The sequence below is a fragment of the Cytobacillus sp. C11.1 genome, assembly GCF_058145115.1.
On sequence record NZ_CM176935.1, the window covers coordinates 4,302,720 to 4,327,773 of the forward strand.

20 protein-coding genes and 2 pseudogenes are annotated in these 25,054 nt (G+C 42.6%); 1 reads left to right on the plus strand and 21 read right to left on the minus strand.

Going from position 1 to position 25,054, the window contains the following annotated elements:
* Window positions 1-217: 217 nt before the first annotated feature.
* From ftsY to AC3ZVC_RS21300, 11 genes and pseudogenes are all read right to left on the minus strand, one after another.
* Window positions 218-1,219: a signal recognition particle-docking protein FtsY gene (gene ftsY, locus AC3ZVC_RS21250; protein WP_490065125.1), complete on the minus strand. Its 1,002-nt coding sequence runs from the start codon at window positions 1,217-1,219 to the stop codon at window positions 218-220.
* 74 nt (window positions 1,220-1,293) lie between these two features.
* Window positions 1,294-4,859, minus strand: a pseudogene (gene smc, locus AC3ZVC_RS21255) (chromosome segregation protein SMC).
* A gap of 300 nt (window positions 4,860-5,159) precedes the next feature.
* Entirely contained in the window at window positions 5,160-5,903 is a 744-nt protein-coding gene (gene rnc, locus AC3ZVC_RS21260) for a ribonuclease III (protein WP_490065126.1), read from the minus strand.
* A 372-nt stretch (window positions 5,904-6,275) separates the two neighbouring features.
* Entirely contained in the window at window positions 6,276-6,509 is a 234-nt protein-coding gene (locus AC3ZVC_RS21265; RefSeq protein WP_009330799.1) for an acyl carrier protein, read from the minus strand.
* Between the two features lie 90 nt (window positions 6,510-6,599).
* Entirely contained in the window at window positions 6,600-7,343 is a 744-nt protein-coding gene (fabG, locus tag AC3ZVC_RS21270) for a 3-oxoacyl-[acyl-carrier-protein] reductase (RefSeq protein WP_490065127.1), read from the minus strand.
* Window positions 7,340-8,286 (minus strand): annotated as a pseudogene (gene fabD / locus AC3ZVC_RS21275) (ACP S-malonyltransferase). The gene fabG and the pseudogene fabD overlap by 4 nt, the downstream one beginning before the upstream one ends.
* Before the next feature lie 87 nt (window positions 8,287-8,373).
* Entirely contained in the window at window positions 8,374-9,378 is a 1,005-nt protein-coding gene (gene plsX / locus AC3ZVC_RS21280) for a phosphate acyltransferase PlsX (protein ID WP_490065128.1), read from the minus strand.
* A gap of 194 nt (window positions 9,379-9,572) precedes the next feature.
* Window positions 9,573-10,133 (minus strand): transcription factor FapR, encoded by a 561-nt coding sequence (gene fapR, locus AC3ZVC_RS21285; RefSeq protein ID WP_490065129.1) that lies wholly within the window; start codon window positions 10,131-10,133, stop codon window positions 9,573-9,575.
* A 485-nt stretch (window positions 10,134-10,618) separates the two neighbouring features.
* The gene (recG, locus tag AC3ZVC_RS21290) at window positions 10,619-12,667 is read right to left on the minus strand and encodes an ATP-dependent DNA helicase RecG (protein WP_490065130.1); all 2,049 of its coding nucleotides are present in this window, start codon (window positions 12,665-12,667) and stop codon (window positions 10,619-10,621) included.
* A 352-nt stretch (window positions 12,668-13,019) separates the two neighbouring features.
* On the minus strand, window positions 13,020-14,696 hold the full coding sequence (locus AC3ZVC_RS21295) for a DAK2 domain-containing protein (RefSeq protein ID WP_490065131.1): 1,677 nt from the start codon (window positions 14,694-14,696) through the stop codon (window positions 13,020-13,022).
* Window positions 14,697-14,712: 16 nt separating this feature from the next.
* On the minus strand, window positions 14,713-15,075 hold the full coding sequence (locus AC3ZVC_RS21300; protein WP_214724783.1) for an Asp23/Gls24 family envelope stress response protein: 363 nt from the start codon (window positions 15,073-15,075) through the stop codon (window positions 14,713-14,715).
* A gap of 456 nt (window positions 15,076-15,531) precedes the next feature.
* Here AC3ZVC_RS21300 and rpmB point away from each other — a divergent pair, with 456 nt between their 5' ends.
* On the plus strand, window positions 15,532-15,720 hold the full coding sequence (rpmB, locus tag AC3ZVC_RS21305) for a 50S ribosomal protein L28 (RefSeq protein WP_019381740.1): 189 nt from the start codon (window positions 15,532-15,534) through the stop codon (window positions 15,718-15,720).
* A gap of 156 nt (window positions 15,721-15,876) precedes the next feature.
* Here the strand turns inward: rpmB and spoVM are convergent, their stop codons facing one another.
* The 10 genes from spoVM to def form a co-directional block, all read right to left on the minus strand.
* Entirely contained in the window at window positions 15,877-15,957 is an 81-nt protein-coding gene (gene spoVM, locus AC3ZVC_RS21310; protein ID WP_019381739.1) for a stage V sporulation protein SpoVM, read from the minus strand.
* A 173-nt stretch (window positions 15,958-16,130) separates the two neighbouring features.
* Window positions 16,131-16,775 (minus strand): thiamine diphosphokinase, encoded by a 645-nt coding sequence (locus tag AC3ZVC_RS21315; RefSeq protein ID WP_490065132.1) that lies wholly within the window; start codon window positions 16,773-16,775, stop codon window positions 16,131-16,133.
* A 113-nt stretch (window positions 16,776-16,888) separates the two neighbouring features.
* On the minus strand, window positions 16,889-17,539 hold the full coding sequence (gene rpe / locus AC3ZVC_RS21320) for a ribulose-phosphate 3-epimerase (RefSeq protein WP_490065133.1): 651 nt from the start codon (window positions 17,537-17,539) through the stop codon (window positions 16,889-16,891).
* 3 nt (window positions 17,540-17,542) lie between these two features.
* A complete protein-coding gene (gene rsgA, locus AC3ZVC_RS21325; protein WP_490065134.1) occupies window positions 17,543-18,424 on the minus strand; it encodes a ribosome small subunit-dependent GTPase A in 882 nt (293 codons plus the stop codon).
* Between the two features lie 18 nt (window positions 18,425-18,442).
* On the minus strand, window positions 18,443-20,416 hold the full coding sequence (pknB, locus tag AC3ZVC_RS21330) for a Stk1 family PASTA domain-containing Ser/Thr kinase (protein ID WP_490065135.1): 1,974 nt from the start codon (window positions 20,414-20,416) through the stop codon (window positions 18,443-18,445).
* A 6-nt stretch (window positions 20,417-20,422) separates the two neighbouring features.
* Window positions 20,423-21,172 carry a Stp1/IreP family PP2C-type Ser/Thr phosphatase gene (locus tag AC3ZVC_RS21335; protein WP_490065136.1) on the minus strand — a complete coding sequence of 250 codons (750 nt, stop codon included), beginning with the start codon at window positions 21,170-21,172 and terminating at the stop codon, window positions 20,423-20,425.
* A 4-nt stretch (window positions 21,173-21,176) separates the two neighbouring features.
* Window positions 21,177-22,262: a dual-specificity RNA methyltransferase RlmN gene (gene rlmN, locus AC3ZVC_RS21340; RefSeq protein WP_490065137.1), complete on the minus strand. Its 1,086-nt coding sequence runs from the start codon at window positions 22,260-22,262 to the stop codon at window positions 21,177-21,179.
* Window positions 22,263-23,618, minus strand: coding sequence for a 16S rRNA (cytosine(967)-C(5))-methyltransferase RsmB (rsmB, locus tag AC3ZVC_RS21345; RefSeq protein WP_490065138.1), 1,356 nt, complete (start codon window positions 23,616-23,618; stop codon window positions 22,263-22,265). It abuts the gene before it with no gap.
* A complete protein-coding gene (fmt, locus tag AC3ZVC_RS21350) occupies window positions 23,615-24,565 on the minus strand; it encodes a methionyl-tRNA formyltransferase (protein ID WP_490065139.1) in 951 nt (316 codons plus the stop codon). The genes rsmB and fmt overlap by 4 nt, the downstream gene beginning before the upstream one ends.
* Window positions 24,562-25,047 carry a peptide deformylase gene (def, locus tag AC3ZVC_RS21355; protein WP_490065140.1) on the minus strand — a complete coding sequence of 162 codons (486 nt, stop codon included), beginning with the start codon at window positions 25,045-25,047 and terminating at the stop codon, window positions 24,562-24,564. The genes fmt and def overlap by 4 nt, the downstream gene beginning before the upstream one ends.
* Window positions 25,048-25,054 lie beyond the last annotated feature (7 nt).

The window sequence follows — 25,054 nt, forward strand, 5'->3', positions numbered from 1 at the left end:
ATAAAGAGCTGTTTTCGCATACTTTGTAGCTTTATAAACAAGTAGTGAAAGGTTGATTCCCGCTCCAGGATGCTCAGCGAACCGCGGGGCGGGAGTTTTCAACGATATTCAACCGGATTAATTCCCTTTTTCTACAAATAAAAAGTCCTTATAAAAGATAATTGATGCACAAAAAAACAGCCAAAGATCCCTCTCCGGCTGTTTTTCAATCTTATTATTATTCTTCTTCCTCTTCTACTTCTTTTTCAACCATGTCGGCAAATAGGCCGTATACATATTGTTCTGCATTGAATTCCTGGAGATCATCCATTTTTTCGCCAAGGCCGACGAATTTAACCGGTATTTCCAGTTCGTTTCTGATGGCGAGGACAATTCCGCCTTTTGCTGTGCCATCCAGCTTGGTAAGGACAATGCCTGAAACATCTGTTGCTTCTTTGAATGTTTTCGCTTGGATCATCGCATTTTGCCCAGTGGTTGCGTCCAGAACAAGTAGGACCTCGTGCGGAGCACCGGGAACTTCCCTTTCAATGACACGCTTGACCTTTTCCAATTCCTTCATCAAGTTTACCTTGTTTTGCAAACGTCCTGCTGTATCGCAAATCAAAATATCTGCTTTGCGCGATTTTGCAGATTGGACTGCATCGTACATGACTGCAGCAGGGTCAGAACCTGCCCCCTGCTTGATGACATCAACTCCGACTCGTTCTCCCCACACCTCAAGCTGTTCAATCGCTCCGGCGCGGAACGTATCGCCTGCTGCCAGTAATACACTTTTCCCTTCATTTTTGAACTTATGGGCGAGCTTGCCGATAGTAGTTGTTTTTCCAACACCATTTACACCGACAAACAGGATAACGGTAAGTCCATCAGGCTGAATATTTAATTCGGTGGAGACTTCCCCAGCACCTTCGTATATTTCCACAAGCTTCTCTGAAATGACACCTTGTACCTCGCGCGGGTCCTGGATATTCTTTCGCTTAACTTCACGCCTTAGCTCTTCCACCAATTCCATGACTGTGTCGAAACCCACATCCGCTTGAATTAAGATTTCTTCTAGTTCCTCGAAAAATTCCTCATCAACTTTACGGTATCTGGAAACAAGGTCATTCACCTTATTGGAGAAGTTATCGCGTGTTTTTGTTAATCCATCTTTGAACTTTTCAGAAACTGTATCTGTTTGCCTGGTGATTTTTTCTTTTAATTTCTTTAAAAAACTCATTTTCTCACTTCCTTTTTTAAAAGCTTAATATGTATAGTGTGGAACAGCTTTAAAATGCTGCTCCACAAAGAACGCTATTGAGGAATTAATTCCTTCGTTTCTTCAAGACGTACAGATACGAGTTTTGACACTCCGGATTCCTGCATGGTTACACCATAAAGAACATCTGCTTCCTCCATTGTTCCCTTTCGGTGGGTGATGACAATGAATTGTGTTTCCTCACTGTACCTCTTTAAGTACTGGCTAAATCTTTGCACATTCGCTTCATCCAGCGCAGCCTCCACTTCATCGAGGATACAGAACGGTACCGGCCTGACTTTCAGGATTGAGAATAAGAGTGCGATAGCGGTCAGCGCCCTTTCTCCCCCTGATAGGAGGCCAAGGTTTTGCAGCTTTTTGCCTGGAGGCTGTGCCACGATTTCCACCCCGGTATTCAATAAGTCATCAGGCTGGGTCAACCTTAAGTCTGCTCTCCCGCCGCCAAATAATGATTGAAAAACAGATTCAAAATGGAAACGAATTCCCTCGAAAGTTTCTTCAAAGCGCCTTTTCATTTCTACATCCATCTCATCAATAACCTGAAATAATGTGTCTTTTGCTTCCTGAAGATCTGTTTTCTGTTCAAGCAGAAATTCGTAGCGTTCAGAAACACGTTCGTATTCTTCAATTGCACCAAGATTGACAGCACCCAGTTCTTCAATAGCCAGCTTAATCAGTTTTACCTTTTTGCGCGCTTCTTCCACTTCGATTAAAAGCGGGTATTCATCTTTGGCCGCTTCAAATGAAAGCAGGTATTCTTCCCTTAAATGGTTTAGCCTATTTTCAAGCTCTACATCCAGGCGGGTTTGCTTCACTTCTTCATCCTTAAGCACCTCAACCATGCCTTTGTGCTGTCGTTTTAATTCCTTTGCCTCCAGCTCGAGGTCCTCCAATTCTATTTGAAGCTTTAGCCGCTCTTCCCGTCTTGATGCTATCAATTCAAGCGTTTCGTTTTTTTCTTTGAATTTCTGCTGTGCAGCTTCTTCCAAATGCTGTTCTCCAGAAGAGCTATTTGTCATTTCCGAAGATAAAAGCTCCAAATCCTCTTTAATCGTCTTTAGCTTATCATCATTAATGGCAAGTTCAGAGATTATTGCTGCCAGCTTATCTTCGGCATTATTCAGCTGTTCACTTTTGGAAGCGTACCCGATCTTAAGCTCGTTTATCTCAGAGACCAGTGTTTCCTTTGAAGTTTGCTGAGTATTTTTTCTATCGGTTAAAGCTTTTATTTCCTGGTCCAGATTGCTTATTTGTTTTTGCTGATCTTCCAATAGGGATCCGAGCTCAATCTTTCTGTTTAAAAGCTTTTCCCTGTCTTCTGAAAACTGGGCCTTGTCCATATCATAAAGAGACAAGCGTTCATTAATGCTTTTCTCCTCAAATTCCACTTCCAGAAGGTCGCCTTTAACAGCTTGTTCCCTCATACGAAGTTCTTCACCGGCTTTTCTGAGCTTTTCAATATGGGCTTCCTGCTTTTGAATCTCGCTTTTTTGAAGCTTTACTTGCTTTTCGAGGTTTGCTGTCTTGGATTCCATGTCGGCAATCCGGTCTTTCAGCTCTTCCAGCTCACCTTTACGGGATAAAATCGAAGAGTTTTTTTGTTTTACAGCTCCGCCTGTCATGGAACCGCCAGGATTAACGACATCTCCTTCGACGGTTACAAGTCTCACACGATACTGAAGCAGTTTTGCCAGCTCATTGGCACCTTTTAAATCCTTTGCAATAACAACATTGCCCAGCAAGTTTTCAATTGCCGGCTGATGTTTGCCATCAAACTGTATAAGTGAAGTTGCTTCGCCAATAAAGGCAGGGTGTGCTTTTACAGATTGCAATTGGGCAGAATTTAGCTTTTTCCCTTTTACTACACTTAATGGAAGGAAGGTTGCTCTCCCAAATGAGTTCTTCTTCAAGTACTGAATTGCATTTCGTCCATCCTGTTCAGTCTGGACGATGATATGCTGCATGGCTCCGCCAAGTGCCGTTTCTATCGCGGTGCCGTAGTCCTTTGGCACCTGAATCAATTCGGCCACCGCTCCTTCAATCCCCTGGAGCTTATTCCCGCGTGCTTTCAGAATCTCTTTTACCCCCTGGAAAAAGCCTGAATAATCTTCTTCCATTTCTTCGAGCATTTCCTGCCTTGATTTGGCTTGCTGCAGGTACTGATATGCTTGATATAAGGTCTTTTCCTGCTTTTGATAATTATTTCTCAAGGATTCAAGATGACGATCTTCATTCCGGAATAGATGGACCTGGCCCTCTAATTCTTTCTGCGATCCTCGAGATCTGACTTTATGGCATGTTTTTTCTCTTCAATTTTCTTGCGCTCGGCAATGTACTTTTCATTGTCCATTTCAAGCTTTGAGCTCCGCTGTCCCTGCTGGCTCAGCTGCTGCTCAATATTTTGCAATTCATTTCTGGAAGCTGCCTGGCTGTTAAGCACTTCGATATAATCACTTTTAAGCGATTCTATCTTTTCTTCTGTATTCTCACTGAAAAGCTTGAGCTGCTCCTGCTTTTCTTTCAAAGCCTTCTGAAGCTTAAGTGCCTCAGCCTTTACTTTCTCTTTAAAAGCTGCTTGTTTTTCTTTTTGCTCTTTCAGGTCTGTTATTTTTAATGCCAGTTCTTCCATATTTCTTTGAAGCTGGTCTTTATTTTGGTTTGCATTTTTCTTCCGCTCTTTTAGCACTTCTTTTCTGCCTTCAAGCTTTTCCAGCTCTTCACTTGCATGGAGGAGAACCTCCTGCAAATCATTTACCGACTCATCGAGGGCAGCGATATGGTCTTTTAGTTCCTCCATTTTCGCTTCTTTGTTCTGCAGCACTGAGGAAAGTTTCATTTCGTCCTCTGTATGCTGTTCAAGCTGGCGAGAAAGCTGCTCCCATTTTGAGTGCAGGTCTTCTATTTCATAGACAGTAAGAGCAACCTCTATCTTCTCCAATTCTTCTTTCTGCTGCAAGAAATCCTTTGCAATTGAAGCCTGAATCTTTAGAGGCTCGACCTGGTTTTCAAGTTCATATAGAATATCATGAACACGATTTAAATTATCCTGTGTTTCAGAAAGCTTGCTCTCCGCTTTTTTCTTTCTTGTTTTATATTTAAGAACACCTGCTGCTTCTTCAAATATTGTGCGGCGCTCTTCCGCCTTACTGTTTAAAATTTCTTCAACCCTGCCTTGGCTTATGATCGAAAAAGCTTCTCTCCCCAGGCCGGAATCCATAAATAAATCCACAATGTCTTTAAGTCTGCAGGTTTGCTTGTTGATTAAATATTCGCTGTCTCCTGAGCGGTAAACCCTTCTCGTCACACTAACCTCACTATAATCAATCGGCAACCCTTGATCACCATTATCAAGTGTCAAGGTAACCTCTGCAAAGTTCTGAGCTTTTCGGGAATCGCTGCCCGCAAAAATAACATCCTCCATTTTAGCGCCGCGAAGGGATTTAGCCGATTGCTCGCCCAATACCCAGCGGATGGCATCTGTTATATTGCTCTTACCGCTTCCATTCGGACCTACAACAGCAGTGACACCCGTAACAAAATCAACAGTGATTCTTTCAGCAAATGACTTAAATCCAACTACGTCAAGCCGTTTTAAAAACAACTTTGCTCCCCCTCTGTCTCCTTGAGTCTCCATTCTTTGCTGTCAGAGTTCACTTTATCGAAGTCTATCAGGCAGTCCCCCCACTCATGACCTAATATCTGGGTCCTAACTAATTTTTGGTGGGGCACAATTGCCCGTAAGGCCCGATTGGTGAGATAAAGTGAAACTTACCTTGGTTTTTCAAAGGTAAAGCTGAACCAATATGGTTGGTAGTGTCAGTTGTTTTCAGCGGCGGCTGAGAACTTACCGACACTAAAGCGTGGCTAAAGTCAGCGGAAAGATCCTCCGCTGATTGAAGTTTCACTTTATATGGTTCTTCAATACTTCCAGAGCCATTTGGGCAGCATGCTGTTCCGCTTCCTTCTTTGAACGTCCTGTGCCTGTTCCGAGCTCCCTTCCATTCAAGGAAACGGTGGAAACAAATTCACGATTGTGAGCAGGCCCTTTTTCCTGAAGTATTTTATATTCAATTGAACCTGCACCGTCACGCTGGACCAGCTCCTGCAGCTGGCTCTTAAAATCCATCACATGCGAAAAAGCACCTGAATCGATTTTTGGAAAAACGACTTTTTCCAAAAAGCCGACAACTGTATCCAACCCTTTATCCAAATACAAAGCGCCAACAAAAGCTTCAAAAACATCTGCAAGCAGTGCAGGACGAGCTCTTCCGCCTGTCATTTCTTCTCCTTTTCCAAGGAGGACAAAATTTCCGAAGGATAATTCATGGGCAAAAGAAACCAGGGATGGCTCACAAACAACTGCCGCCCTCAATTTAGTTAATTCTCCTTCGCTCATCATAGGATATTTAAGGTAAAGGAATTTCGAAACAGTCAATTCCAGGACAGCATCCCCCAAAAATTCAAGTCTTTCATTATCCTCGTAGGGTTTTCTCCGATGCTCATTCACATAAGATGAATGGGTAAAAGCTTGTTTCAAAAGCTTGTCATTTTCAAATTGAATTCCGATTTTCGCCTGAAAATCTTTAAATTGCTTTTCGATTGCGCGAAATGATTTTCTTTCCTTGTCTTTATTGTTACTGCGCATAATACATCCACCTTGCTAACATAATATATTGTTGCTTTCTTTGTTTCATTGTTAAAGATAGAGTTTAACATGGTCTTCCCTAAGTTTACGTAATAAAGATGAAAAACGCAAAAAACTTCGATGCTTTTTACCGTCCATTACAAACTAATTGCGCCTATCTATTTTTCACAGAAGAAAGCCCCGTTATCTAAACGGAGCTTTTGTAGAATCATATTTACTGTCCACAGCTACCTGACAAAACTGGCGGATATCTTCTTGGCATGAATCCAGCTTCTGGCAAATGCAGCAGGTAACAACGGACAGTAAACATCCACTGTTAAAATTGCTGCAGTGAGGGGGAGTCCCTCACTGCAGAGTTGGTTCACCTAACGATTATTGGCTAGCTTTTATGTAATTTACAGCGTCACCGACTGTTGCAATCTTTTCAGCATCATCGTCAGAAATTTCCATATCAAACTCATCTTCTAATTCCATAACTAATTCTACTACATCAAGGGAATCAGCGCCAAGATCATCTTTAAAAGAAGCTTCCAATTTCACCTCAGACTCTTCAACACCCAGACGGTCTACGATGATCTTTGTTACACGTTCTAATACTTCTGCCATGCTTGTTCACCTCCCCTCAAGTATTATAGATTATTTTAAGCCTTTATTGAACGGTTTTATAAATTTTTTTGCATTACAAGCCTGTTACAACTACATAACCATTCCGCCATCTACATGCAGGGTCTGCCCTGTCATATAGCGGCTGTCTTCGGAAGCAAGAAATACTGCTACATTTGCGATATCAGCCGGGTCGCCAAAACGTGCTAACGGAATTTGTTTTAGCATCTGGTCTCTAACTTCCTCGTTCAGCTTATCAGTCATGTCAGTAGTAATAAAACCTGGAGCAATCGCATTTACCGTAATCCCTCTTGTTGCAAGTTCCTTCGCAGATGTTTTAGTCAGGCCAATCACCCCGGACTTCGCAGCCACATAGTTAGCCTGACCAGGATTACCGCTTACACCTACAATGGAGGAAATATTGATAATGCGTCCGCTGCGCTGCTTCATCATCTGCCTTGTTACAGCTTTCGTACACAGGAATACCCCTTTGAGGTTTATGTTAATAACATCATCCCACTCGTCTTCCTTCATTCTCATGATCAAATTGTCTTTTGTTATGCCGGCATTATTGACAAGAATGTCAAGCTTGCCAAACTTTTCAATTGTTTCCTTCACCATGTTTGCCACTGAATCACTATCGGAAACATCGCACTGAACCGCAAATGCATTTCTGCCCAATGCTTTGATTTCGTCAACTACTTCATTTGCTTTTGTTTCGCTTCCTGAGTAGTTAACCGCAATATCAGCCCCCTGCTTTGCAAGACCAAGAGCGATTTCCCTGCCAATTCCACGGGATGCACCTGTAACCAATGCTGCTTTTCCTTCCAATTTCATCGTATTTCCTCCTTTAAGGACTCTTGTACTGCCTGGCAGGTTTCGGCATCTGAAACCGCATAGGTTTTTAGGGAACGATCAACCTTTTTAACCAACCCTGACAATACTTTTCCAGGTCCTATTTCTATAAAAGTATCGACTCCAAGATCTACCATTTTGCGGATAGAGTCCTCCCAAAGTACAGGTGAATATAATTGCTCAATCAATCTACTGCTAATCTCGGAGGCAGACGTCATTTCAGATGCAGTAACATTTGCGATAACCGGTACTGCAGCATCCTTTATTTCAATTTCGTCCAAATCTTCTTGAACTTCTCAGCAGCTGGCTTCATAAGCTCGGAATGGAAAGGCCCGCTTACATCCAAAGGAAGCACGCGTTTAGCTCCTGCTTCTTTAGCCTTTACGGAAGCTTGTTCTACACCTGCTCTAGAGCCGGAAATAACGATTTGGCCAGGACAATTCAAGTTTGCCAGCTGCACAGAGTTCCCTTGTTTGGTTACCTCTTCTGTCACATCAGCGAGCTTGTCCCTGTCAAGGCCTAAAACCGCTGCCATGGTACCTTCCCCATTCGGAACAGCTTCTTCCATGAATTCTCCTCTTTTTCGGACAGCATACACACCATCTTCAAAGGAAAGAGCCCCTGCAGCAACCAATGCTGTATACTCGCCAAGGCTGTGGCCTGCTACGTAATCAGGTGTAACGCCAGATCTTTTAAAATAATCGAGAATAGCCATGCTTGTTGTCAGCAGCGCAGGTTGAGCATTTGTTGTTAATGTCAGCTTGTCCTGCGGCCCTTCAAAAATAAGTGAGGAAAGTGAAAACCCCAGTTTCTGATCAGCATTTTCGAAAAAGGATTTTACCTTCTCATCTTGTTCAGCTAATGCTTTTCCCATTCCTGCAGTCTGTGATCCCTGACCAGGGAACAAAAAAGCGATCTTGCCCATCGTGCTTCCCCCCAATATTAAAATGAATGACTTTTTTAATCTAGCTCTGTTAAACTTGTCTGTTGATTAAGCTTTAATACAGCCTATTTATTTAATAACTGCTTTGCCTGCTTCTTTCTCAACAGCAGCCTTAATCGTTTCGGCAACATTGTTTTCGACCATATTTCGGGTTTGCCTTACCGCATTGTATAAAGCATTAGCATCCGAAGAACCGTGGGCCTTAATGACAGGCGCCTTTAAACCAAATAATCCCGCTCCGCCATATTCGGAATAATCCATTTTGGATTTAAGCTCATATAAGTCAGGCTTCAAAGCTGCCGCTGCCAGTTTGGTCTTAATGCTGCTTGTCAACGCTGTTTTTAACATTTTAAAAACAGAAAGCGCCGTTCCCTCAATTGTTTTAAGCACCATATTTCCGGTAAATCCATCTGTTACTACGACGTCGGCAGCACCTTCAAGCAAATCGCGTGCTTCTACGTTGCCGATGAAATTTATATCTGCCTGCTTCAGCAAGCCGAAGGTGTTTTTAGCTAGTTCATTTCCTTTTTTATCTTCTGTTCCAATGTTTAAAAGGCCTACCCTTGGGTTCGATACACCGCGTACCTTTTCTGCATAGATTGAACCCATAATCGCATATTGGAGAAGATGTTCAGGCTTTGCATCCACATTGGCACCTACATCGAGCAGAAGGAAACCTTCCCCGCCAATAGTTGGAAGTGTCGGTGACAATGCCGGGCGTTCAATCCCTTCAATTCTTCCTACTACAAAAAGGCCTGCCGCCATTAAGGCACCCGTGTTGCCTGCCGAGATACAAGCATCAGCTTTCCTGTCTGATACGAGCTGGGCCGCCAGCACCATGGATGCATTCTTCTTTCTCCGGACCGCCCTTACTGGTTCATCTTCCGGCAATATGACTTCAGCTGTATGTAAAATTTCTATCCGTTCATTTGATATTAAGTGTTCTTTAATCTTCGACTCGTCCCCAACCAGGGTAATATGTATATCCTTAAACTCCGCTGCAGCTTTCATAGCTCCAAGTACAATTTCCTTCGGAGCGTTGTCGCCTCCCATTGCATCAATTGCAACTTTCATGATGATTCATCCTTTTAGTCTTTATTTTTGGCTCTTTTCTCAAAAATGTTTTTTTTTACTAATATATTCTGCCCGTTGATTTCCGCTGCGGGCACTTGCTTTCCGCGGGGAAGAATGGGAGCCTCCGCTACAATTAACTTAGAGGTTAAACTAAATTAGTTTGCCCAAAAGCAACAAACTATACGAAAAAAGCCTTATTTTTTTCTGAACATATCAAATTCGCCTTTAAAAACCAATTCATTGTTGACGAAGCTATTGACCTCGACAATCGTCCTGCCGCTGGCTTTGTCGATTGTCAGCACTTTGGCTTTGGCGATAACGCGTTCATTCAATCTGACAGGTCTTGTAAATTGAATATTTGCTTTTGCTGTTAAGGCAAGCTCATCGTTTATAACAGCTACTGCCAGTGAGTTGGCCTGTGCAAACATATGGTGTCCGCGGGCTATTTGATTTCTTCTAAAAACATGCTCTTCCTTAACATCAAAAATGGAAATAGCCGCTTTATCCAATTCTATATCTATTATTTCACCGATTATTTCTTCTATAGGCAATGAACGGACTTCATCCTCAAATCTTTTCTCAGCCACATGCTTGATCCGTTCGCGCAATTCTGGAATGGACAATTCAAGGCGGTCGAGCCGGATCGTCTGGACGCTTACCGAAAATTTTTCAGCAAGCTCTTCATCCGTAACAAAAGGATTCTCTTTTATTGTATCCGTTAATAATTGCTGGCGCTCTTTTTTATTTCTTTTCATAAAATCCCACCGTCCGAGATATTAAGACTAGGTACTAATAGTAGTATATAATCAAAAAAAGCAGATTGCAAGAAAGAACTTTTCTGCAATTCTGCTTTGGTAAACCCATTTAATTTTGTTTTACCTTATGAATACTGACCGTTGATTTCCGCTGCAGGTACTTGCTTTCCGCGGGGAGGAATGAGAGCCTCCTCGGCTTCGCCTGCGGGGTCTCACACTCCCTCTCCTCCCGCAGGACATTGAATTTGCTTCCCTGAATAAACACCGCACGAAGAAAATGCGAATGCATTTTCGAGGATCAAGTACCCTCCGCTCCAATCAACTCTGTGAGTTAAACCTAGATTGCAGTTTAAAAGAGACAAAATATACAAGATCAACCTTCATAAAGGAAAAATAGCATTATACCAGCTCTTTGATACAACTTCTTGGCCATTTCACAATATTAGCCGCTCTTTTGTACTCCTGATCCATCTGACCCTCTGTCCCTAGTCCAGTTTTTCTCCTTCAAGAACTCCAGTTTCCTTTAGATAATCCCTTAATGGTAAGTATTCATCAGAGTTCCAAAACTCGTTTGATTCAACAAGTGCAGCAGCATCGTTCCTGGCTGTTTCAAGTGCGCGGTAATCATGGATCATATCCGCAACTTTAAACTCGGGCAGGCCGCTTTGTTTTTTTCCAAAAAAGTCTCCAGGGCCCCTCAGTTCCAAATCCTTTTCACTGAGTGCAAATCCATCATTTGTTTCAGTCATGATCTTCATGCGCTCTTTTCCTACTTCTGATTTTGGATCGGCAAGGAGAATGCAGAAGGATTGTTTATCTCCCCGGCCAACCCTTCCCCTTAACTGATGGAGCTGTGCAAGTCCAAATCTTTCCGCATCATAGATAACCATCATGGTAGCATTTGGAACATTTACCCCAACCTCAACAACCGTAGTAGAAACTAGAATCTGAATTTTATTCTTGCTGAACGCCTTCATGACGTTTTCTTTTTCTTCTGGATGCAGCCTTCCATGCATTAACCCGACTTGGTACCGTGCATGGAAATGGTGCATCAAAGTAGCATGGACATCAATGGCATTTTGGACATCCAGTTTGTCTGATTCTTCAATAAGGGGGCATATTACATATACCTGCTGGCCGGCTGAAAGCTCTTTTTCCATAAAGCCCAGAACCCGGTCAAGCATTTCCGGCTTGGCCCAATACGTCTCAATTGCCTTTCGGCCTGCGGGCATTTCATCGATGATGGAAACATCCATTTCCCCAAAGACGGTGATAGCCAAAGTCCTTGGAATAGGTGTAGCGGTCATGAATAGCACATCGGGATTTTCCCCTTTTTCCCTTAGAATTCGGCGCTGCCCTACACCGAATCTGTGCTGCTCATCTGTAATGACAAGTCCAAGTTTTTGAAACTCCACTTCTTCCTGGATTAGCGCATGGGTTCCTATGAGAACATCAATTTCGCCTTCTTTAAGCTGCTGAAGGATTTCTCTTCTCCGCTTTCCCTTTACTGAGCTAGTCAGCAGTTCGCAGCGCAATTCAAATGGCTCAAGCATGGCTTTTAAAGATTCCGCATGCTGTTCTGCCAATATTTCTGTCGGAACCATTAAGGCTCCCTGGAATCCAGCTGTTCTGCTGGCAAATAGTGCGATGGCTGCTACGGCCGTTTTACCCGAACCTACGTCTCCCTGCAGAAGCCTGTTCATCCGGTAAGGTGATTTCAGATCAGCCAGAATTTCGTTTACAACTCTTTTTTGCGCGCTGGTTAGTGAAAAAGGCAAAGAATCTATAAATTCCATTAACCTGGTAAGATCATAGGCTTGTACAATTCCTTTTGAATTCTCTCTTTCAATCTTTCGAAGTGCCTGCATTTTTAATTGAAAATAGAAAAATTCTTCATAGACGAAACGCCGCCTTCCCTGCTTCAGCTCATTTTCATTTGCAGGAAAGTGAAGGGATCTCATTGCATCTCTTCTATTAAGAAGTCTATATTGCAATAAATAACGTTCAGGCAATGTTTCTTCTATCTCATTCCCGTATTGGGAGAAAGCAATATTGATAAAGCGTCTGATACCTTTAACGGTTATTTTGCCCTTAACAGCATAAACAGGCTCAAAATCTTTGGTATTAGAGGCTGAGCCAATTTTCAGTTCATTCGCCGTAATAACCTGACGGTGCTGGTCCCACTTGCCTGTAACCGTTACCGTATCATTCAAAGTGATTTTATTTTTTAAATACGGCTGATTAAAAAGGACTGCTTGGATAAGATATCGGTCGACAAGCACCCTGACCGTCAGCCTCGATCGTTTCCTTCCATAATAAACAAGAGAAGGCTCACTGTGGACCTTCCCTTCCACGGTCACTCTTTCATCATGTTTGATATCCGCGAGGTCCTTAAGCCGGTAATCCTCGTACCTGTAAGGAAAATGCTCAAGCAAGTCCATGACAGTATTTATATTCATTTCGGCCAGTGATTCTGCTGTTTCCTCGCCTATTCCTTTAACAGCTGTAACAGACTGGTTTAAGTTTAGATTCACGTTTATTGAGCAGTATGCCAATTATTTTTTTTGTATCTTTCTTAAAAGGCAGACCGCCAACCCTCCCTGCGCAGTTTCTTTTATTCTGCAGGCATTAAAATACCTAATTTATACCTAGCACATTTTTATTTGATTATGCAAATAAATGAATCACATATAAGCATTAATTTCAGGCTTACGTCAGAGAAGGAAATCGAATGAATTTTCGAGGATTTCGCACCTTCCTCTTCCATCAGCAAAGAGCCAAAACAGCATCGCCTTTAACACGGCCTAATATTCTCTGTGTGCCGCAAGAAAATTAAGCTTTTTAAACAGTCAAAAAGCGAAGGCAGTGCCCTCGCTTTTGTCCTTATTATTCAATTGAGAAGATGAAAGAATATAGCGGCTGTTCGCCATCATGCACTTCCACTTCAACATCTTCATACTTTTCTTCAACATAACTGATAAGTGCGTCAACTTCTTCCTCCGCTGCATCTTCACCTTTTAAAATGGTTAAGATTTCAGAATCATCGTCGATCATTTGATCAAGAAGCTCTTTAGCAGATTGCACTCTATCCTTGTTTTTTACAACTATTTTCCCATCCGCTATGCCCATGAAATCATCTTTTTCAATTTCAAGTCCATCAATGCTCGTATCGCGGACAGCAAATGTGATCTGGCCAGTTTTAACATGCTGAAGGGCATCTGTCATGCCTTCCTCGTTTTGGCCAAGGTCAGCACTTGGATTAAAGGCAAGAAGCGCAGCCATACCTTGTGGGACAGTTTTTGAAGGTACAACGACTGCATCTTCCTCTGTCACTTCTGCAGCCTGCTGTGCAGCCATGATAATATTTTTATTGTTTGGCAAAATAATGACTTTCTTTGCATTCACTTCTTTGATGGCTTTCACGATATCCTCCGTACTTGGATTCATCGTCTGGCCGCCTTCAATAACTGCATGCGCTCCAATGCTGCGGAAAAGATCAGCAATTCCGCTGCCCATTGAAACTGTAACAATACCGTATTCCTGCTTTTCTTTTGGCTTTGCTTCTGCAGCCAAAGGCGTCTGGACATCTTCTACCAAATTTGTATGCTGCTGGCGCATATTCTCAATCTTCATATTGATTAAACTTCCGTAGCGCTGACCATAAGTCAAGCAATCGCCAGGCTGCTCGGAGTGAATATGTACTTTTACTAGCTGCTCATCTGCAATTACTAACAGGGAATCACCATATTGGCTTAAATCCTGGCGGAATTTTTCTTCTGAGAAAGGATTGGCAGATAGCTTTTCATCTTCAAACCTTACCATAAACTCGGTACAATAGCCGAATTCAATATCTTCAGTGTTCATGAAACTATGAACATTTTTGTGATGCTCCGCGCTGACCAGGTCATCCATTTTTGGAAGTGCAGCCGGTGTATCCGGGAGTTTCTCGCCTTTAAGCTCTGCAAGGAATCCCTCATAGACAAAAACAAGGCCTTGGCCGCCGCTGTCTACAACACCCACTTCTTTTAGAACAGGCAGTAGGTCTGGAGTCCGGTTTAACGAAGCTTTTGCTTCTTTTAAAACCTCTTCCATGATGGCAATAATATCGTCTTCATTTTTCGCGATTTGCACAGCCTTCTTGGCAGAATCCTTGGCAACGGTTAAGATTGTTCCTTCTACAGGCTTCATTACTGCTTTATAAGCAGTCTCAACCCCAGAATTCAAGGCATCAGCGAACTCTTTTCCATTAATAGCAGCTTTCTGTTCGATGGCTTTGGAGAAGCCCCTGAACAGCTGGGAAAGAATTACACCGGAGTTTCCGCGGGCACCCATTAACAAGCCTTTAGAAAGGGCAGAGCCCACTTTTCCGATATGTCCCTGAATATTACTCTTAACTTCCTTTGCACCGGAAGTCATGGACAGATTCATGTTTGTTCCCGTGTCTCCATCAGGAACAGGGAAAACGTTTAATGCATCTACTAATTTTGCATTAGCAGATAAATGGTTCGCTCCTTGTATAACCATTTCGGCAAAAAGCTTCCCATCTAAAACTTTTTTTGACACAAGTCTTTCCTCCTCACTACGGGTTCGTTACACGAACTCCCTGAACGTAAATATTAACCGAGTCCGTGCTGAGCCCCACTGTTTTATCAAGGGTGTACTTAACTTTAGATTGCACGTTGTGGGCAACCTCGGAAATTTTCGTTCCGTAACTAACAATAATATACATGTCGATATGTACTTCATCATTTTCCTGGCGAACAATGACTCCGCGCGTGAAATTCTCTTTGCGAAGAATATCAGTTAAGCCATCTTTAATCTGGTTCTTTGAGGCCATTCCTACAATACCATAGCAGTCAACTGCTGCTCCTCCTGCGATTGTTGCAATAACGTCATTTGAGATATCAATTTGCCCGAAATTAGTTTTTAGTTCGATGGACATGTTTCGTTCCCCCTTTGGAAATTGCTTCGTATTAAGAAAAGCGAACTGCACTCAAACGCTCCTATTCTTGACGGAGCGATTGCGTTCCTCTTGGAAACTGCCGCTAAGCCCTAGCTGCAAAATAAAAACAATGCGGCTTCCTTCAGCCGGACAGCTTTCTTTCTAACTCCCAAGCTTTAAGCATATCTTATGACATTTTACTATATGGGCTGTAAATTTGAAAGTCATACTTCCCCATCTCTATTATAGCTCATGTTGCCTACCCCTATGTCAAGGAAATTTTCTTGAAAGCAAACTATTGCAATCAGAAGGGTTGTGTGATAAATTATTAAAGTATCTTTTAATGTCGAAAGCCGAACAGGATTTTCACATTAATTCAGATGGATGAATCTGACTATTGCAAATGAAAGCATGAAAAATAGTTTCAGCTTTGGTATAGTAAGGAGGGAAACATACATGCCACGCAAATGTGTTGTAACTGGTAAAAAAACAACTTCAGGTAATGCACGTTCTCACGCGATGAACGCTAACAAGCGTACTTGGGGTGCTAACCTTCAAAAGGTACGTATTCTTGTAGACGGTAAGCCTAAACGTGTTTGGGTTTCTGCAAGAGCACTTAAATCAGGTAAAGTTGAGCGCGTATAATATGCGCAGGACATCCATTCCGGATGTCCTTTTTATTTTGCCGGAATTCTGACTCCACAATCAGTTTTCCCAACTCTGCCAAAAAATAAAAGCACCCCGATGAGGTGCCCAGCTTTAACTCTAATATCTTCTTTTATCTGTTTTGCATGTATGGGTTTAGCCCTTTTTGAAGGTTCCTAGCATGGCACGTACAATGCCCCCTAAAAATTTCGGAAGTTTAATTGTATAAAATCTCATTACTCGTGTCCCTCCTCACGATCTTACGCATCCATTCTGTCCTTAAATCGTCCTTACTATCTTATTCAAATGATGAAAGATAAGTACTCATGATTTCTAAAAATGATCAGAAAGCAATTTCAACTTAGACAGATGTCTGGTTCCTGCATCATCTGGCGCTTTCAGCTTTTCATTTAATCCTTGCTTCTTACAACCATTAATATGCCTTCAGTAAAAGAAAAAGTACCATAATCATTAATAAGTTCATTACTTATACATAGTGTCGAACCGATAGGAATTGAATGATTTGCCAGTGGATACTTGAAATCCTTAAGCGTAATGCCTTTAACTTCCATGGTGATCGGGATAAACGAAATATACTTGAAATCTTTATATTTTTGTATAGTGTACTCTCCGGCCGGTTTTATATAAACGATATTTTTTCTGTCGATTATTTCAATTTGAACATGGTTCTCTTGCAGAACAGGATTTATAAGAAGTTGAATATTGGCGAACAAGTGATCAAGCCTTCCTCCCGTTGCCCCAAACAGCCTAATTCTCTCCGGACTTTGGCCCAGAGCCCATTTCAATGCAAGCTCCATGTCTGTTTCATCTTTCTCAGGCTTGAACCTGTTTAGCTCTTGTACTTTTTCTTCAATTAATGACATCTCTTCCGTCGTCACTGAGTCAAAGTCGCCAAATGCAAGACTTGGCTGAATGCCATTTCTGATCAGTTTCAGTACTCCTCTATCTACTCCGATCCAAATACCGCCATCAATATAAAGTGACAGCTCCGGAAGCAGGTCCTCCGGTCCGCCTGCCAGAATATTTATCTTCATTTATCATTCACTCCAATTTTAATAAACCACAGCAAAATACGCGCTCATAGCTGCTCTTAGAATATTTCTTGTATTTGCAAAAGGAAGCCAGCTGGTGCTCAGCTGGCTTCCTTTTATCTTGAACCTTTTAAAGCGGCAATTGCCTTGGCTCTGTCAGTTTGATTATAAACTGCAGATCCGGCAACAAGGACATTTGCTCCTGCTTCAACACATAGCTTGGCGGTTTCTTCATTCACGCCGCCGTCAACCTCAATTTCAATTTCCAATCCCTTTGCATCTGCCATTTCCTTAACTGCTGAAATCTTTGGAAGTACTGAAGGGATGAATTTCTGGCCGCCAAAACCCGGGTTAACAGACATGAGCAAAACCATGTCGATATCTTCAATGATGTGCTCAATTGCGATTACCGGAGTTGCGGGATTAAGGACCACACCAGGTTTTACACCAAAGGATTTAATATATTGGACAGTTCTGTGCAAGTGCCGGCATGCTTCAACATGAACAGTTATATAGTCGGCTCCTGCTTTGGCAAATGCCTCAATATAAGCATCCGGGTTTTCAATCATCAGATGGACATCCAATGGAAGCTTCGTGACCGGACGAATGGCATCCACAATTAAAGGTCCAATCGTGATATTGGGAACAAAATGGCCATCCATCACATCCACATGGATATAATCTGCTCCTCCCCGTTCAACGTCCTTAATCTCTTCCCCCAATTTGGAAAAATCGGCAGATAAAATAGAAGGTGCGATTTTAACCATAAATTAATACCTCGGCTTTCTATCTTTTATTTCCTGTAAGAACGTTTTGTAGTGCTCGTACCTGTACGAAGGAATTTCGCCATTTTCACTTGCTGCCTTTACGGCGCACTTTGGCTCTGCCATATGGAGGCAGCCCCTGAATTTGCACTCCTCGCTTTTCGCCTGAATTTCAGGAAAACAGAAGTTCGAATCCTCCATTTCAATATCTGTGAAATCCAGAGAACTGAACCCTGGAGTATCAGCAACAAGCCCCTTGCCTACCTCAATAAGCTCTACATGCCTTGTCGTGTGCTTCCCCCTGCCTAAGTGTGAAGATATATCATTGGTTTTCAGTTCCAAATCTGGCCTCAAAACATTTAAGAGGGAGGATTTCCCGACACCTGACTGTCCGGCAAATACCGAGATCTCACCTTCCAAATATGGCATTAGATCCTTGACCCCTTCTTCTGTTTCGGAAGAAGCGAGAAGGACATCATATCCGGCTCTGCGGTAATCTTCTGCATATTGCTGAATCTGCTTATATTCCTCTTGATTTGTCAGGTCTATTTTTGTAATACAAATGATTGGCTTAATATGGTTATATTCCACCAGAACTAAGAACCGATCCAAAAGCGTCGTGCTAAACCCTGGTTCAACCGCGGAAAATACCAGGATAGCCTGGTCCACATTTGCAATCGGCGGCCGTATCAGTTCATTTTTCCGGTCCTTCACTTCCAGAATATAACCATCTGTATTATTCTCGGCCTGGAATACCACTTCATCACCGACAAGCGGGGTTACCTTATTTTTGCGGAAAACTCCCCGGCCGCGGCATTGGATCGTTTCCCCACCGCTTATCACATAATAAAACCCGCTTAAGGCTTTAATAATTTTGCCCTCAGGCATAGCAACACTCCTTGCTTATCATTCTTCTGGGTATGGAACTTCTTTCTGGTCATAAACCTTGCCATCTATCTGTACTTTATAGAAGCCATTTAGTCCCGGAGCAATAGTCATATCTATAGTTATGACTGTATCTTCCTCTATAAACTGATCCACTGCCGGTGCATCACCAGTATTATTCATATCTCTAAAAAATATTTGAATATGCTGAGGCTCACCCTCCACTTCAGGCTGGTATGGCACGTTTATATCCACATTCACTGTTTTTGGCGGAAGTTCTTCTTTCCCTTTTGATAGCACCACTGTAACCTTCTGGCCTCTTGTAAGGTTTGTGCCAGGTGCAGGATTTTGCTTAATAACAAGACCTTCTGGAACTTCATCATGAAACTCAGCTTCGCCATATTCTATTTTTAGGCCAGACGACTCTTCATATTCCTGCAGGCCTTTTTCATTATATCCCTGTAAATCTTTTAATGAAATGGGAGCGGGGCCTTTACTGACGGTAAATACCAGGTCTGTTTCTTCAGGAACGACAAGATCGCCTTCGGAAAAGTTTTGGTCAAGGATTGTGCCTGCCGGCTCACTTTCATTATTTTCTTCGGCCTTTTCGATGCTTTTAAAATTTTTGCCTTCAAGCAATCGAACGACTTCATCATATTCGCGGCCCTGGTAGTCGGATAGTTCAAACTTTTCCTTGCCAGTGCTTTCATAGATGTCTATGGGGGTTCCTTCTTTAACGGTTCTACCCGCTTTCGGGTCCGTTTTAACCACAAGTCCCTCTTCTATTTCAGGGTCGCTGACCGGAATGGATTCATTGACGGCAAACCCAGCAGCAACAAGCTCTGCAACCGCATCTTCCACTTCTTTCCCGGACACATCGGGAACCTGAACATCCTTCGGCTCCAGGAGGTCAGGAAGAACTGTTACAGTCAGAACTCCTAATGTAATAAGTGTCAGAAACAATGATACCAAAATGATTGGCCATTTCTTTTTCTTTTTCTTTTTCTTTTTTTCCGGCTTTTTCTTGGCAATCGGCTGGGTATCAGCTTTAGGGTCTTTTGCGTGAACAAGCGTCTCATCCATATTTTGATAAGGCCGGTCATCTGTTATGACAGGTATTGCTTTTGTGGCGTCATCATCTATTGGAGCCATGAATTTTTCTTCATGCAGCCTCTCCGGGTCAAGCGCAGTTCTTATATCCTCTTCCATTTCATCCACAGTGTCATATCGGTGGAAAGGATCTTTGGCTGTGGCTTTTAAGACAATATTTTCTACACTCTGAGGTATTGACGGGTTCCATCTTTTAAGAGAAGGTGTCTCTGACTGCAGATGTTTAAGAGCAATAGATACGGCTGATTCGCCGGAAAATGGCAGCCTGCCAGTCAATAGTTCAAACATTACAATTCCGACAGAGTAGATATCCGACTTTCTATTGGCCATTCCTCCCCTGGCCTGTTCAGGAGATAGATAATGAACAGATCCCAGGACAGAGTTAGTCTGGGTTATGCTAGTCGCACTTAAAGCCATAGCAATGCCGAAATCGGTGATTTTAACATTCCCATGCCTGTCTATTAAAATATTATGCGGTTTAATATCCCTGTGGATAATATGATTTTGGTGTGCATGTGAGATAGCGGAAGTGAGCTGTTTCATAATCTCCAGAGCTTCATCAATTCGCACCGGGCTGTTTTGCTGTATGTATTGCTTTAAGGTTTGTCCATCTACATATTCCATCACAATATAATAGATTGAATCCTCTTCGCCAACGTCATAGATACTTACTATGTTCGGGTGGGCCAAACTGGTAGCAGATTGGGCTTCACGATGGAAACGGCGGATAAATTCCTCATCTTCGGCAAAGTCCAGGCGCAGCACTTTAACGGCTACATCGCGGTCCAGGATCATATCATGTGCCAGGTAGACATTTGCCATGCCCCCTCCGCCAATCATATCAAGAATTTTATAGCGGCCGCTTATTCTTCTGCCTTTAATCATTTTTTATCACCCGCTCTCACTGCCATCATAAAACTCGACAATCACGAGTGTAATGTTATCCTCGCCGCCATTATTGTTAGCTTGCTCAATGAGCTCTTCAGCTTTTTCCTCAAGACTTCCTCCACCCTTTAGGGTTTCGTTCATTTCTGATACTGCGACCTTGTTGGATAAGCCGTCAGAGCAGAGCAATAGTAAGTCATCTTCTTCAAAAGTGATGGTTTTGATATCCATTTCAACTGATGATTCTGTCCCCAATGCCCTGAGAAGGACATTTTTTCTTGGGTGATGCTCGGCATCTTCCTTGGTAATTTGCCCTGAACGAACAAGTTCGTTAACAAGGGAATGATCTTCAGTCAGCTGCTGGAAACCTAATTCGTTAAGGATATAACAGCGGCTATCGCCAATATTAGCAATAGTTGAAAAACGGTCTGTACAGATGGCCGCAACAATGGTTGTACCCATACCCTCACATTCTGCGTTCTCTTTCGAATGTTCAAAAAGGATTTTGTTCACCTGGTCAATATGCTGCTTTAGCCAATTTTCTGCTTGTTCTGCTGTTTGTATTTCATCCGTTTGTTCCCAAAACTCCTTTAAACTGATTAAGGTCATTTCACTGGCTACATCGCCAGCACGGTGGCCGCCCATGCCATCTGCGACGATGGCAAGGCGCTGCCCGCTGCTGTTCATAAAGATGCCGCCATTGTCTTCATTATGCTGTCTGACTTTGCCACGATCTGTCATAAAAACAGCTCTCATTCTGTCACCTCGTCTCCTCTTTTCGCTCCTTTGCACGAAGTTGTCCACATGCTGCATCTATATCATGACCGTGCTCGCGGCGAATGGTTACATTAATGCCATGTTTCTTTAATGTTTTTTCAAAAGCAAAAATTTGATCCTTTGGTGTCCGGACATAATCTCTTTCAGGCACATAATTTACCGGAATCAGATTGACGTGGCATTTAACATCCTTAATGAGTTTTGCCAGTTCCTCTGCATGTTCAACCTGATCGTTGACACCGCCGAATAAACCGTACTCGAAGCTGACACGTCTTCCTGTCTTATTAATATAATACCTGATGGATTCCATCAGATCAGGCAATTTATAAGCCCGGTTAATCGGCATCAGGCGGCTTCTGATTTCTGTATTCGGAGCATGCAGGGATATAGCAAAATTGATCTGCATATTTTCATCCGCAAACTTATAAATTTTAGGGATGATGCCGCTTGTGGAAACGGTAATATGGCGCGCCCCGATATTAAGCCCTTTATCATGGTTGATAATTTTTAAGAACGAAAGCATATCGTCATAGTTATCAAATGGCTCGCCGATGCCCATGATCACAACCGAGCTGACACGTTCATTTGTTTCATCAAGTGCCTGTTGTACTTTTACGACCTGGGCAACGATTTCTCCTGCTTCAAGGTTGCGTTTTAATCCGCCTAATGTAGAAGCGCAAAAAGTACAGCCGATTCGGCAGCCTACTTGAGTTGTTACACAGACAGAATTTCCGTAATCATGCCTCATTAGCACGGTTTCAATCGAATATCCATCGTGAAGTTCAAAAAGGAATTTGATTGTCCCGTCAGCAGATTCCTGCTGAATAATGGTTTTAAGAGTTGTCAAAGAAAAATTCTCGGACAATATATCCCTTAATTCTTTTGACAGGTTGGTCATTTCTTCAAAGGAAGAGACTCTTTTTATATATAGCCAATCAAAAATTTGTTCTGCACGAAAAGCTTTCTCATTATTATCTTTTAGCCAGTTTTTTAACTCATGCAGCTGCAGAGTGTAAATGGATGGCTTTTGTTCGGCTGTTGTTATCTTCTCAGTTGCTGTTTGTTCCATTTATTGCACCTTCTTTCTCAGACAGGCGATATAAAACCCGTCCGAACCTATATCTTGCGGCAAAATCTGCAGTTCATATCCATCTATAAACGGAGCAACGGCCTTTGGCATTCGCTCCCAGAATGATATATCTCCTTCAAAGTCCGCATTTTCATTTAAAAATGACTGTATGACATGCTGATTTTCTTCCTTGTCCACTGTACATGTACTATAAACTAGAATACCACCTTTTTTCAGCAAAGGCGAAACTGCAGCCAGAAGATTTCTCTGAACCTTATTAAGCTGGTATAAATCTTCTTCTCTTTTCGTGTATTTCATATCCGGTTTTCTTCTCATAACACCGAGGCCGGAACATGGTGCATCCACTAAAATCCGGTCAAAAGATTCTTTTTCAAAATGCTCTTGCACCTTCCTGCTGTCAAGCGCATTTGTTTTGATGTTTGATAATCCCAGTCTCCTGGCATTATCATTAATCAGCTTAACCTTATGCTCGTGAAGATCCAGCGAGACCACCTGTCCAGTATTTTGCAGTTTTTCGGCAATATGCGTTGATTTTCCGCCAGGAGCAGCACAGGCATCCAATACGGCTTCATTCTCATTTCCGCCAAGCGCATAGGCAACGAGCATGGAACTCTCGTCCTGTATCGTTATCATCCCTTCTCTAAACATCTGGGAGTTTGCCAAATTACCTCTCAAGCACTTAATAGCTACTGGAATAAACGGACTAGCTTCTACCTCAAAACCCTCATCCTCAAGGAGCGTTAAGCATTCTTCTCTCGAGGCTTTCACCTCATTAACCCTTGCAGTCTGCAGCGGCGCAGTCAAATTGACTTCGCACATTTTCATTGTCTCTTCATAACCAAGCTGATCAACCCATCTTTTTACGAGCCACATCGGATGGCTTGTTTCAATGGATAGACGCTCAACCGGATCCTCTATTTGTTCCAGGGACGGCAGCCCTTGCCTTTGAACATTTCTCAGCACACCGTTAACCATGCCGGAAATTCCTTTATGTCCCTTCCGCTTGGCAATTTCCACTGCCTCGAAAATAGCTGCTCGGTCAGGGATCTTATCCAGGTAAACCATCTGATAAAGAGTCAGCCTTAACAGCTGCTTTACCCAGCTCTCGACTTTTTTATTTCCTTTTAAAAAAGGAGTCAAGTAAAAATCAAGGGTCATCCGGCGCTGAAGCGTGCCGTATGTCAATTCTGTAAGCAGCCCAATATCTTTCTGGCTGATTTCATTCTTTTTTATGGCATTATTCAGCAATAGATTGCTGTAGGACTGGTTTTTTTCTATGGCTTCCAGCAGTTCTAATGCACTTTCTCTGACATTTTTCGTTTTTTGATTCTTCATTCGCTGTCTCCCAGACGGCCACCGGCATAGAGATGGGAGCCTGCCCCTCTTAAAAATTGTTCCGCAGGCATCCTTTTCTTGCCGGAAGGCTGCAGCTCCGTGATTTTGATTGCAGTATCATTTCCGGTTGCAACTACTACCCCATCCGCTTCAAGCCTGATAATCGTCCCAGCTGCCTCGCTGCCTGTTGATTTTTCCTTTTCTGAACTCCAAACTTTAATCACCTTGCCATCAAATGTTGTATAAGCAACTGGCCAGGGATTCAATCCCCTGATATGGTTGTAAATTTCCTCACCAGTCTTGCTCCAGTCGATTTTTTCCTGCTCCCGTTTAATGTTATAGGCGAAAGTAGCATTCTCGTCTTTTTGCTTTATAGGTGTTAATTCACCATTCAGAAGCTTTGGCAATGTTTCAGACAAAAGCTTTGAACCAGCTGCGCTTAATTTATCATGCAGGGTACCTACTGTATCTGTCTCAGTGATAGGCACTTCCACCTGTGTTAATATATCACCTGCATCAAGCTTTTCAGCCATATACATGATTGTAATGCCTGTCTTATCCTTTCCCTGTAAAATGGAATAGTGGATCGGCGCCCCTCCGCGCAGTTCCGGAAGAAGCGACGCATGGACATTGATACAGCCATATTTCGGTGCTTCCAAAAGCTCTTTCGGCAAAATTTGTCCAAAAGCGGCAGTCACGACTAAATCAGCCTTAAGTGCTAGAATTTTTTCCATTTCCTCAGGCTGGCGGATTTTCTCAGGCTGGTAAACAGGAATGCCCTGTTTTTCAGCCTCCACTTTGACAGGCGGAGGAGTAAGAACTTTCTTTCTTCCCACTGGCCTGTCAGGCTGAGTGACAACTCCAACCACTTCATAGCCATCCTTTAAGATTTGCTGCAATACTGGTACAGAAAAATCGGGTGTCCCCATAAAAACAATCTTTGTCATTCAGTTTCCAATCCTTCCAACTCTTCTTCATTCAAATATTTGGTCACTTTTGATGTAAATAAAACTCCGTGCAAATGATCAATTTCATGCAGGATCGCTCTTGCCAGAAAGTCTTCAGCTTCTAGCGTATAGTATTTCCCCTTGCGGTCCTGGGCCTTTATTTTTACAAAATCTGGCCTTTTAACTTCTCCGTATATACCAGGAAAGCTTAAGCATCCTTCAGGACCTGTCTGTTCTCCATCTGTTTCAAGAATTTCCGGATTAATCATCTCGATAGTGCCAAATTCATCATCTATATCAACGATGGCGATTTGCTTGTCAAGACCGATCTGCGGAGCAGCGAGCCCGACACCATCAAATTCAACCATTGTATCGTACATATCATTTAATAATTTGCCCAGCTTTTTATCAAATACCTCTACAGGATTGCATTCCGTTTCCAGGATTTCAGCCGGGTACGTAACTATCTTTTTAACCGCCAAAACATTT